Annotated in this window: 9 protein-coding genes and 1 pseudogene; 8 read left to right on the top strand and 2 right to left on the bottom strand. The window is 60.2% G+C overall.

Features of this window, described 5'->3' with window-relative positions; translation table 11 throughout:
• The 6 genes and pseudogenes from C9413_RS18700 to C9413_RS18675 all read left to right on the top strand — a co-directional run.
• On the top strand, positions 1-416 hold a 416-nt coding region (locus C9413_RS18700; RefSeq protein ID WP_170250748.1), incomplete at its 5' end, for a family 16 glycosylhydrolase.
• A gap of 63 nt (positions 417-479) precedes the next feature.
• Positions 480-1,628 (top strand): annotated as a pseudogene (locus C9413_RS34520) (glycosyltransferase); the annotation flags it as partial.
• A gap of 42 nt (positions 1,629-1,670) precedes the next feature.
• Positions 1,671-2,666: a glycosyltransferase family 2 protein gene (locus C9413_RS18690; protein ID WP_063856003.1), complete on the top strand. Its 996-nt coding sequence runs from the start codon at positions 1,671-1,673 to the stop codon at positions 2,664-2,666.
• Positions 2,666-3,592, top strand: coding sequence for a glycosyltransferase family 2 protein (locus C9413_RS18685; protein WP_039845743.1), 927 nt, complete (start codon positions 2,666-2,668; stop codon positions 3,590-3,592). Before C9413_RS18690 ends, C9413_RS18685 begins: the two co-directional genes overlap by 1 nt.
• Positions 3,589-4,596 carry a glycosyltransferase family 2 protein gene (locus tag C9413_RS18680; RefSeq protein WP_039845744.1) on the top strand — a complete coding sequence of 336 codons (1,008 nt, stop codon included), beginning with the start codon at positions 3,589-3,591 and terminating at the stop codon, positions 4,594-4,596. Before C9413_RS18685 ends, C9413_RS18680 begins: the two co-directional genes overlap by 4 nt.
• A gap of 4 nt (positions 4,597-4,600) precedes the next feature.
• Positions 4,601-6,949, top strand: a complete 2,349-nt coding sequence (locus C9413_RS18675) for a polysaccharide biosynthesis tyrosine autokinase (protein ID WP_039845745.1) — start codon at positions 4,601-4,603, stop codon at positions 6,947-6,949.
• On the opposite strand, the gene C9413_RS18670 is transcribed toward C9413_RS18675, so the two are convergent.
• On the bottom strand, positions 6,950-7,690 hold the full coding sequence (locus tag C9413_RS18670; protein WP_170250747.1) for a metallophosphoesterase family protein: 741 nt from the start codon (positions 7,688-7,690) through the stop codon (positions 6,950-6,952).
• 221 nt (positions 7,691-7,911) lie between these two features.
• Here C9413_RS18670 and C9413_RS18665 point away from each other — a divergent pair, with 221 nt between their 5' ends.
• A complete protein-coding gene (locus C9413_RS18665) occupies positions 7,912-8,991 on the top strand; it encodes an acyl-CoA dehydrogenase family protein (RefSeq protein WP_170250746.1) in 1,080 nt (359 codons plus the stop codon).
• A gap of 1 nt (position 8,992) precedes the next feature.
• Here the strand turns inward: C9413_RS18665 and C9413_RS18660 are convergent, their stop codons facing one another.
• Positions 8,993-9,460, bottom strand: coding sequence for an Rrf2 family transcriptional regulator (locus C9413_RS18660; protein WP_039845747.1), 468 nt, complete (start codon positions 9,458-9,460; stop codon positions 8,993-8,995).
• 924 nt (positions 9,461-10,384) lie between these two features.
• Here C9413_RS18660 and C9413_RS18655 point away from each other — a divergent pair.
• The coding region (locus C9413_RS18655; RefSeq protein WP_210263545.1) for a GAF domain-containing protein at positions 10,385-11,626 on the top strand (1,242 nt) is incomplete at its 3' end.

Below are 11,626 nucleotides of genomic sequence, written 5' to 3'. Positions count from 1 at the left end.
ATATCGGCCCTGCCGATAAGCAGCAGCATGACGAAATCGACTTCGAGGTACTCGGCAAAGACACGTCGAGTGTCCAGGTGAACCAATACATCAAGGCCAAGGGTGGTAACGAAAAGCTCGTGCCCGTCGACCAAGGCGCCGATCAGGCCTTCAATGACTATGCATTCGTCTGGGAGCCGACCAGGCTTCGCTATTACCTGAACGGCAAGCTTGTCCAGGACGTTACAGACCCGTCCAAGATTCCTCAGAACGCGCAGAAAATCTTCTTCAGCCTCTGGGGAACGGATAAACTTTCAGACTGGATGGGCAAATTCGCCTACACCCAACCCACGACGATGGAAATCGATAGAGTGGCCTACACGGCGCCAGGTGACAAATGCCAGTTCAAGGATTCGATCGCCTGCACGCTCAATTAAGCCTTCTACACAGCACACCCGAAACGGACTCCGGTGACATCCGGGATAGCGCAAGGAGTATTGATGCTAAAAGTCCTCTATCTGGCGCATGATCTGGCCGATCCTGCCGTGCGCCGCCGCGTGCTGATGTTGACAGAAGGCGGCGCCTCGGTGACGCTTTCCGGCTTCCGGCGCGGCGAGAACGCGCTTGCCGCCGTCAACGGTCTCACGCCGATCGAACTTGGCCGGACCGCCGATGCCAAGTTCGGCCAGCGCATGGGCGCTGTCGCAAAGGCGGTCGCTGGCCTGCGGGGCCTGCTGAATGGTGTTGAACGGCCGGACGTGATCATCGGGCGCAATCTGGAATCGCTGGCAGTCGCCGAACGAGCCAGCCACCTCTTCGGCGGCGTGCCGATCGTCTACGAATGCCTCGATATCCATCGCTTTCTCGTGAATGACGGCATAGCCGGCAGGGCTGTGCGCCGTGCCGAAGCCTATTTCGGGCGAGATGCGAAACTGATCCTGACGAGTTCGCCCGCCTTTATCGCGAACTACTTCGTTCCGCGCTCGGCTCTCAAGGCGCCTATCATGCTTGTCGAGAACAAGGTGCTCGCGTTGAACGGCATGCCCGAAGCAACCCCGCTCCGCTTGCCGCCGAACGAGGGCGAGCCCTGGAAGATTGGCTGGTTCGGTGCGCTTCGCTGTCGCAAGTCGTTGCAACTGCTTGCCGATTTCTCCAGCCGGATGAACGGCCGTGTCCGCATCGTGCTGCGTGGCCGGCCGGCCTATTCCGAATTCGAGGATTTCGACGCCTTCGTCGCCAATGAGCCCTACCTGAGTTTCGAGGGACCGTATAAGAACCCGGAAGACCTGCCGGCGATCTACGGCGACGTCCACTTCTCCTGGGCGATCGACTTCTTCGAGGAGGGCCTCAATTCCAGCTGGCTGCTTCCCAACCGGATCTATGAAGGTTGCCTCCATGGCAGCGTCCCCATTGCGCTCGCAGGCACCGAGACGGCTCGCTTCCTCTCCCGCAAGGATATCGGCCTGACGCTGCACGACGCCTCTGTCGAAAGCCTCGAAGCGCTTTTCGACGGCCTGACCGGTGAACGTTACGGCACACTCGCTGCGGCAGTCGCCGCCGAGGATCGGAAGAGCTGGCTCGCCGACTGCAGCGATTGCCGCGCCTTGGTCGACAATCTGTCCCGCCTTGTACCGTCCGCCGCCGCCGGTGCCTCTAACCCCGCAACCGCAGTTCCAGAAGGGTCGACTGCAATGAAGACTGACGTTTCTTCCAGCGTCGCCAGCCTCATCATCATTCCTTGCCTGAACGAGGCAAAGCACATCAAACCCCTGATCGAAAAGCTCGGCCCGGCGCTTGATCAGTTGAACGCCCGCATCGTCGTCGCAGACGGCGGAAGCACCGACGGCACGCGTGAGATCGTCGGCCGTATCAGCGAGACCGACCCGCGTGTCATCCTGCTCGACAATCCCCGCCGCATTCAGAGCGCAGCCATCAATCTCGCGGTCAAGACCTTCGGCCGCGATTATGAATACCTGATCCGGATCGACGCCCACGGCGACTATCCGGCGGATTACTGCCAGAGGCTCGTCGAAGAGGCCGAGCTTACTCAGGCGGATTCGGTCGTCGTCGCCATGGAGACGATCGGATTCGGGATGTTCCAGAAGGCCACTGCTTTCGCGCAGAACTCCAAACTCGGCAATGGCGGCTCGAAGCATCGCGAGGGAGCCAAGGGCCATTGGACCGATCACGGCCACCATGCGCTGATGCGCGTCGCCGCCTTCGAGACCGTCGGAGGCTACGATGAAACGTTCAGCCATAATGAGGACGCGGAATTGGATTACCGTCTTAAAAAGGCGGGCTTTGGCATCTGGATGACAGACAAGACACGGATGATCTATTATCCAAGATCAACCGTTGGAACGCTTTTCCGGCAATATCTCGGCTACGGCCGGGGCCGTGCGAAGAACATCCTGAAGCACGGCAGCATGCCGAACCTTCGCCAGATGCTGCCGCTTGCGGTGGTTCCGGTCTTTATCGGCGCGTTTCTGGCCGTGCTGAGCTGGATTGCGGTCATTCCGTTTAGCCTCTGGGCCGTCGCCTGCGTCGGCTACGGCTTCTGGATGGCAGTCGGCCAGCGCAATCCATACGGGCCGCTTGCCGCGCTGTCGGCCATGGTGATGCATTTCGCCTGGTCGGCCGGTTTCTGGATGGAGCTTCTGAGCTTCCGCAACCGCAAGGCGTCTTGATGAAGGACCAACGCATGCAGATCGATATCGGCGTTTGCACCTATCGCCGCGCCTCGTTGAATGAGGCGCTGCTTTCGCTTGGCGTGCTTGCGGTTCCCGAAAACGTCACCCTGCGCATCATCGTTGCCGACAACGATGTGACGGCGAGCGCGCAGGAACGCGTCGACGCGCTCCGCTCGACGATCCCGCACGAGATCGCCTATGTGCATTGCCCTGCATCCAACATCTCGATTGCCCGCAACGCATGCCTCGAAAATGCCAGGGGCGATTTCCTGGCCTTCATCGACGACGACGAGGATGCCTCAGAAAACTGGCTGGTGGAACTTATGAATGCGGCGGAAAAGACCGGCGCCGATGCGATCCTCGGCCCGGTCCGCAGTGTCTATGCATCGACCGCTCCTGCCTGGATGCGCGAAGGTGATTTTCATTCGACGCTGCCGGTCTGGGTGGGCGAGGAAATCCGCACGGGCTACACCTGCAACGTGCTGCTGCGTCTCGGCTCCGAACATGTGAAGGGCCGCCGCTTCAACCTGGCCCTTGGAAAGACGGGCGGCGAAGACACCGAATTCTTCAGCCATATGCACCGGGACGGAGGACGCATCGCCTATGCTCCCGAAGCGCAGGTCTATGAGGCGGTGCCGGAAAAACGGGCGGAGCTTTCATGGCTCGTGAAACGCCGTTTCCGTTTCGGCCAGACGCATGGACGTCTATTGCAGGAGAGGTATCAGGGTCTCAACCGCCTGAAACAGATCGGACTTGCCACCGCCAAGGCCGGTTATTGCCTCGGCGTGGCGCTCGTCTGCATCCTGGTGCCCGTTCCACGCTATCGCTATGCACTTCGCGGCACGATGCATCTCGGCGTCGTCAGCGGCCTGCTCGGCGTGCGCGAGATACGCCAATATGGCGCAGCAGAGGGGACTGCATGACGAAAGAGCTGCCCGACATCAGCTTCATCATGGCTGCATATAACGCGGCCGAAACGCTTTCGAAGGCGATCGAAAGCGCGCTCGCGCAGACCGGCGTGACCGTCGAGGTCATTGTTGCAGACGATTGCTCGGGCGATGACACGCGCGAGGTGGCCAGCAGCTATTCGCACAGGAATGTCCGTCTGCTCGCGCTCGAAACGAACGGCGGACCGGCTGCAGCGCGCAACGCAGCCATTGCCGCAGCAACGGGCCGGTGGCTTGCCGTACTCGATTCCGACGATGCGATCGAACCGGGGCGGCTGGCCAGGCTGATTGCCCGCGCCGAAAAAGCGGGCGCGCAGATCGCAGTCGACAATCTGCGGGTGATCCGCGCCGATGGCACGCTGCCGGAAACCATGTTTTCCGAGAGCGCGCTGGCAGCCATGCCGGAACTGACGCTGGCCGATTTCATTCGCTCCAATGCGCTTTTCCAGACGACGCATAATTTTGGCTATCTCAAGCCTGTTTTCGAACGAGCCTTCATCGAGCAGCACACATTGCGCTTCGACGAAAATCTGCGGATCGGCGAGGACTATGTATTCCTCGCCTCCGCACTGGCGCTTGGCGCGCGCTGCGTGGTCGAGCCCGTTGCCGGCTATGACTACAATATCCGCGAGGGTTCCATCTCCCGGGTGCTGGAACTTAGGCATATCGAGGCGATGTTGGAGGGAGACAGGGTCTTCCTTGACAAGCATACGCTCGATGTGGAGGCCTCCTCCGCGCAGAAATTCCGGACACGCAGCCTGCAGCAGGCGAGATCGTTCCTTCTCCTTGTCGACAGCATGAAGAACAGATCGATCTCCGGCACGATCAAGGCGGCATGGAGCGATCCGATCGCGCTGCGCCACCTCAAGATGCCGATCGCTGTCCGCATCAACAGATTGGCCGCGGCATTGCGCAATCTCGCCGGCCTCAAGACAGACATTCCAACGTTCGGCGGCGCGCCGCGCTCGCCCAAAGGATGACCTCATGAACCAACGAAACCTGACCCTGCACAGCACGGTACCGAAAGCGTCCGACGATTCCGACAGCTTCATCGATATCGATCGGCTGATTGCGATCCTGTTTCGACGCGCCGGTTCGATCGCGCTTTGCGTCGTCGCGTTCGTGGCGCTTGCTGCCACCTATCTGATCCTTTCGACGCCCGTCTACACATCGATGACGCAGATCCTGCTCGATGACAGCATGACCAAATATGCCGAGGATGAGGCGCCTGCCGCCAGTGCCCAGCAGGTGGATATGCAGATCGCGAGCGCCGTCGAGATTCTGAAGTCGAACGAGTTGGCACTGAGCGTCGTCGATGCTCAAAACCTCTCCGAGAACGGTACCATCCTCGATCCTGGCCAGGGGGCCTTTGAACTGGTGAAATCCGGTGTGAACCTCATTGTCAGCGCCCTGACACCGGGGGGCCCGCCGACCTCGGAGGAGAATGCCCGCAATGGCCGCCGGCAGAAGGCCGCGGCCAAGCTGCAGCAGGCGCTGGCCGTGGAACGCGTTTCCCGCAGTTCTGTGATCGCCGTCGCCTTCCGCTCGACGGACAAGATGTTGGCGGCAAGGGTCACGAAGGCCTATGCCGACGCCTATCTGAGCGACCAGCTCAACGCGAATTTCGACGCAACCGAGCGCGCCTCCGTCTGGTTGCAGGAACGTCTGGCCGACCTGCGCGACCGTTCGCAGCAGGCTGCGCTCGAAGTCGCAAAGTTCAAGACCGAAAATGGCCTGACCTCGGCAAACGGCGAACTGATGTCCGAGCAGCAGCTTGCCGACCTCAACAAGCAGCTCATCGTCGCGCAGGCTGATGCGGCCAGCGCCTCGGCGCGTTACAACCAGTTCAAGTCGATTGTCGATCAGGGTCCGGAAGGTGCGGTCAACAACGCCGCAATTTCCTCCGGCCAGACCGACAATTCCGTGATCCAGGACCTGCGCACACGTTATATCGGGGTTACCCGCCGCGAGCAGGAGATCACCACCAATTTCGGCGCGGACCATCCGCAGGCGGTGCAGCTGCGCACGGAAAAGGAAGACCTGACGCGTCAGATCTTCCAAGAACTCCAGCAGCTTACCTCCAGCTACCGCAATGAGTTCGAGGTTGCGAAATCGCGTCAGGAGTCGCTGCAGGAAAACATCCGGCATCTGACCGGAAAGAACTCCGAATCCGACAAGTCGATCGTCAAGCTCAACGACCTCGAACAGCGGGCAACCGCGCTGAAGACGCTTTATGAAGCCTATCTCGGCCGTTACGAGGAGGCAGCACAGCAACAGTCCTTCCCGATCGCCAAGGCGCGTGTGATTTCCGAAGCCGGTATCCCGACGTCACCGTCGAGCCCCAAGAAGACGATGACGCTCGGTCTGGCGATCGTCCTCGGCCTGATGGCTGGCGGCGCGTTGACGGCATTCCAGGAATTCCGCGAGCGCTTCTTCCGCGTCGAGGGTGACGTTCGCTCCATCCTGGGCCTGAAGTTCCTCGGCTATCTGCCGCTGGTCGGCAAATTGCCGAAGGAGCGCAAGGTCTTCCAACCGCGCAAGACCCCGCTACCCGAGACCCAAGAAGTGCCAGAAGACGGCGCGAGTTTCGAGCGCATCATGCGTATCGTTCTCGAAGCGCCCCGCTCGGTCTTTGCCGAAACGCTACGTAACGCCAAGCTTGCAAGCGACGTCATGTTCCAGGGCAAGAGCGACCGCGTCATCGGTGTCGTCTCCGCCCTCCCCGGCGAAGGTAAGTCGACGACCGCGGCGAACTTCGCAGCACTGCTTGCCTCCAGCGGCAAGCGCACGTTGCTGATCGATGCGGACCTTCGCAACCCGGGCCTGACGCGCATGCTGAAGACCCCGCCGCAGCATGGTCTGGTCGAAGCAGTGCTTGGCGAAGTACCGTGGGCAAGCGCAGTCAGGGTGGACAGCCGCACCAAGCTTGCGATCCTGCCGGTCGTTTCGAACGACAACCTGATGCACACCAGCGAGCTTCTTGCCTCGCAGGGCATGTTCAACTTGATGGAACATGCCCGCAAGATGTTCGACTACATCGTCGTCGACCTTGCACCGCTCGGCCCGGTCATCGACGCAAAGGCCTTCGCGCCCCAGGTCGATGGCTTCCTGTTCGTGACGGAATGGGGCCAGACGCCGACCAGCATGGTCCGCGATATTGTGAATGCCGAACCGCAGATCAAGCAGAAGATCCTCGGCGTCATCCTCAACAAGACGGATATGACCGAACTCGGCAAATTCAGCAACTTCGGCGCAACGGAGCGCTACCACCACAAATATGTCAGCTACTACACGGAGGAAATTCCCCCGAAGCGGCAGTCTGCCGAAGCTTGATCAGGTGGAGAAGAGGTGAACCCGACCCTGCCACAGGCGGGCGACGGTCAGCCTCCCGCTCTTGAAGGCCCGCGTATCCAGGGTGAGCCGCCGCGGCTGGACGTCCGGCTCGCTGCAGGGCGTATGGCCATGAACGACAAGCTTCGGCAGCGCGATGCCGCTGTCGAGGAACCGCTCGCGGATGAAGACGAGGTCGTCGTCGCTCTGCTTGTCGATCGTAACATTTGGGTCGATGCCGGCATGGACGAACAAAACGTCCGGCGTATCGACGAGGATCGGCAGCGCCCGCAGGAAATCGATATGCTGGCGCGGCAGCGATTGGCGGATGAAGCCGTCAAGCTTGGAAGCCGTCGGAAAGATGAGCGGCAGATGCTCGGCGTCGAGACCATAGGAGCGTAGCAGCGAATCGGCGCCCATGCGCATCCATTCGGAAAACGAAATCTTCCCGTCGATATAGTCGAGCATCATGATTTCGTGGTTGCCAGTCAGGCAGATCCGGTCGAAACCTTCCGGCACTGGCCCCATCAGATGCGAAATCACCTGCGCAGATGAAGGGCCGCGGTCGATGTAATCGCCAAGCATGATGATGAGCTTGCGGCCGGGCAAGCGTGCTGCATCCTTGACGATGGTATGTTCGGCCATCTGCAGCAGATCATGCCGCCCATGGATGTCGCCGACGGCATAGATCGGCCTGTCGCCGGGATCGAGCTGAAGGCGTTGCCGGGCGGACGATAGTATCATGGGAACCCCTTGGTCATCTTCAATGGATGAGCCATAATCAATCCTGTGCCTGACTGAAAGCGGCGCCGTCGAGAAGTGAAATGTTTGTGGGATAGTCAGGCATGGACATCTCTATCAAGATGGTAAGAAAATTCAAACCATACTGACTTTGTAGAAAAACCGGCCTTATCATCCCGGTTGTGATCCATCACTCCTATCATCATCGAACAAGAGTACGATCGATGGGAACCGTATCGCAATTTCACGACCGGGCGCGACCGGTCGCACAGCGCATCGGAAGCGAGGAAGAGGCGATCAGCACAGCGCGCGCCCTTGCCGCCGCCTTTCAGCGGCAGTCGAGCGAGCGCGACATCAATCGCATCCTACCCTATCAGGAAATCGACGCCCTCTCGCAATCCGGCCTCGGCGCGATCACCGTTCCGCCCGAATATGAAGGACTGGACGGTACCAATTCGCTGCTCGCCGAAATCGTTGCGATCATCGCTGAGGGCGATCCTTCGCTCGGCGAGTTTCTCGAAGTCCACTTTACAGTGCTGTCCGGACTTCGGCAAAAGGCTGGCGAAGAGCTGCAGCGCGCCCTCTTTGCGCGAGCACTTGCCGGCGATCGTTTTGCCGCGGCCACTTTTGCGGATGCTGCGGCAGTCAGTTCCCGCGGTCTCGGGTATCGACTGAATGGCCGCAGCAGGTCTTCGCCGGCGGTGCTCTTTGCCGATTGGATCGTGGTCGGACACGATCAGACGGCGCTTTACCTGCCCTGCGACAGCGAAGGCCTTCAACTTGTCGATGATTGGGATGGCCTTGGCCAGCGCACCAACGGCACAGCCGCCATCGCAGCCAGCGACTTGCATGTCAACGCGGATGCAGTCGCGCTTGTCGCGCAGGCGCCATCGGCGATCGGCGAATTGCTGCATGCCGCCGTCGATCTCGGGATCGCGCGTGCGGTTCTTTCCGCCGATGCGGGTGGCGCACAGGCAAACGACGTTGGCAAGCTTGCGATCGGCATAGAGACGGTAGCCGCGCTTCTGGAAAGGGCGGGCCGCAAGCTCGACATCGCGCAGATCAATATGAGCGGCCCGGCGGCCGAAGATGCCTATTTCTCCGCGACTGCGGCGCGCGCCGTCGCAAGTAAGCTCGCCATAGATGCCTCGGGCCTTATTTTCGAACTGATGGGGGAAAACACCGCGAGTATCGGCCTCAATCTCGACCGGCATTGGCGCAACGCCCGCATCCGCGCGCTGAGAACATCCGCCGATGTTCTTCATCAGCGCGCCGCCCAGCATTTGCGTAAGGATCGCTACTAGATCAGCCCGCCGCGAAAACCGGCGACGTCTCGTCGTCTCCATCGCTGAGCTTGCCGCCCTTTTTGACGAATTGCTCGAGCGTCATGTTGTCGAGGATATCGGCGATCGCATCCCGCACTTCGGTCATCGACCGGCGCACATGACAGGTTTCCGGATCCGAACAGTCGTCGCAGGCTTCATAAGCCGTGCGGCTTGCGCAGCGAATGGGAGCGAGCGGCCCGTCAAGCGTGCGGATGACATGGCCGATGCGGATCTCCGACGCCGGCCGCGACAGCGAATAGCCGCCGCCCGGCCCCTTCTTGGAGCGAAGGATGCCGACATTGCGCAGCTCCAGCAGGATCGTATCGAGGAACTTCTTCGGGATATTGTTGCGTGCGGCGACATCGTTGATGAAGGCGGTTTCTCCCGGCGCCAGACGCGCCAGATCAACCAGTGCCTTCAATCCGTATTTTCCCTTTTTGGTCAGCATTTTCGATCGTCCCGCAGATCCCGCGCTGCTTTCTTTTATCCATGCAAATAGCGCCGAAAGCATGAACGCCCAATAAATAGCTATTATTTATATAGGTTAAGTTCAACTCTATGGCTCTCCCCAAAAATCATGATCTGCCTTGAGTTTTTGGCGGAATAATTTCTGGAGGCCGGCGAGCCGCCGCGATGGATGCCGCCAGCCGAAGGCGCTGTCAAAGGAGGACGCAAGGGCTGAGGCACAGCCCACCGTCGATCAGTGGTTCCCGAGCTGTTGTCGCGGGCCTATACCGACGCAGCCGGACGGGTTTGCGCACCTTGGCGCGTGCCCGCCGCCGGATCGCCGCTGAACCGCGCTCGAGAAGAAGAAGGACCTGGCGCAAAACCCAGCATATTGGCGCCAACAGATACGCTGACGCGATCGTCGTCGACGCCGGGCGAGAACTTCGGCCCGCCTGAGTTCGGGTTCATTTGTCATCATCCTACGATACCCATCCTCCCAACCCCTAAAGACGCGCGATGAGCGTCACTTCAGCTTTGCTCAGCGATGACCTTTCGCTCAGCGCTAAAATCTACTTCCAGCTGTATGACAAGTATTGCATTATCGAGCGTAGTTCGTGCGCAACGGCCGGAAGCGACACCCTAGAAGCATTCGCCAAGAGGGCCCCTGAACCAAGGCCAATAGCATTTGTTCATCCCTCGCCCTTAGCGGATTCTAGGAACCCCTTTATTGCGGCGAGGCTACCTGCCGCCTGCTTAATAAGCATCAGCTAATCCTCGCCACAAGTGGTCGGATAGCGTATTCTTCTTGTTCTGCCGTCACCGGCCAAGGCATTGAGGTATGGCGCGCCCGAACGGTCGACAGGGAGAGCTCGCCGCCTAAATAGGTCACCTGACGTGCGCTGCAGGGGGGCGCAACGTGGAGAAAATGAGCGTCAGTCTCAGTCGTCGGATCGAACTGTTGGAGCGGGAGCTTGGCGAGGTCCTGGAACAGCAGACGGCAACAAGCGAGATCCTGCGCGTCATTTCGACCTCACCCAACGACGTGCAGCCGGTCTTCGATGCGATAGCAGAAAACGCAGCGCGGCTGTGCGGGGCAGAATTCTGCTTCGTATTTCGCTTCGACGGAGAACTCCTGCACCCCGTTGCCTATCACGGCGTTTCGCGCGACGGGATCGAAGCGGTACGTGCGAATTTTCCGCAGCGTCCAAATAGAGGCAATGCCACGGGGCGAGCCTTTATCAGCGGTGCCATCGCGCAGATTCCCGACGTGTTTGCCGACCCCGATTATCGGATGCTCTCGCTGGCGACAATCATGTCCTACCGCAGCGCCATTGCCGTGCCGCTCGTGCGGAAAGGTCGTCCGATCGGCTCAATCGCCGTTACTCGACGCGCAGTCGGGTTCTTTCCAGAGCGGCAGGTCGAGCTGCTGCAAACATTCGCCGATCAGGCGGTGATCGCCATCGAGAACGTCCGCCTTTTCGAGGAGGCGCAGGCGCACAATAAAGAAATAACAGAGGCTCTCGAGCAGCAGACGGCAACAAGCGAAATTCTTCGCGCCATCTCGACCTCGCCGACGGACGTGCAGCCTGTGTTCGACACGATCGCCCTCCATGCAGCCCGGCTTTGCAGCGCGCAATTTTGCCACGTGTTCCGTTACGATGGGGAACTGCTCCACTTTGTGGCATATCACCGGCTGGAGCCGGAAGGCGTCGAAGCGGTCCGCGCTCTGTTTCCGGCCCCGCCCAATCGAGGCAGTGCCGCCGGACGCTCGATCCTTAGTCGGTCGGTGGAACAGATAGCGGACCGGCTAGTCGATCCTGAGTATCAGGCTCACACGACGCTTGGCGCCCAGTCCGCAAACTACCGAAGCCTGGTGGCGGTACCGATCATACGCAACAGTAGTCCGATCGGAACGATTGTTGTGGCACGAAACCGGCCCGGACTCTTCCCCGATCGGCAAGTTGAGCTCCTTAACACCTTCGCCGATCAGGCAGGGATAGCGATCGAGAATGTTCGGCTGTTCACCGATCTGGAGCTACGCAACCTCCAGCTGAAAGAGTCACTACAGCAGCAGACCGCAACAGCGGATGTTCTCAAAGTCATCAGCCGGTCCGCCTTCGACCTCCAAACCGTCCTCGACACTCTCGTCGAGTCCGCCGTGCGGCTC

The organism is Rhizobium sp. SEMIA 4085 (genome assembly GCF_013004495.1).
GTDB classification, from domain to species: domain Bacteria; phylum Pseudomonadota; class Alphaproteobacteria; order Rhizobiales; family Rhizobiaceae; genus Rhizobium; species Rhizobium gallicum.
This window is presented reverse-complemented; position numbering and strand designations above follow the sequence as displayed.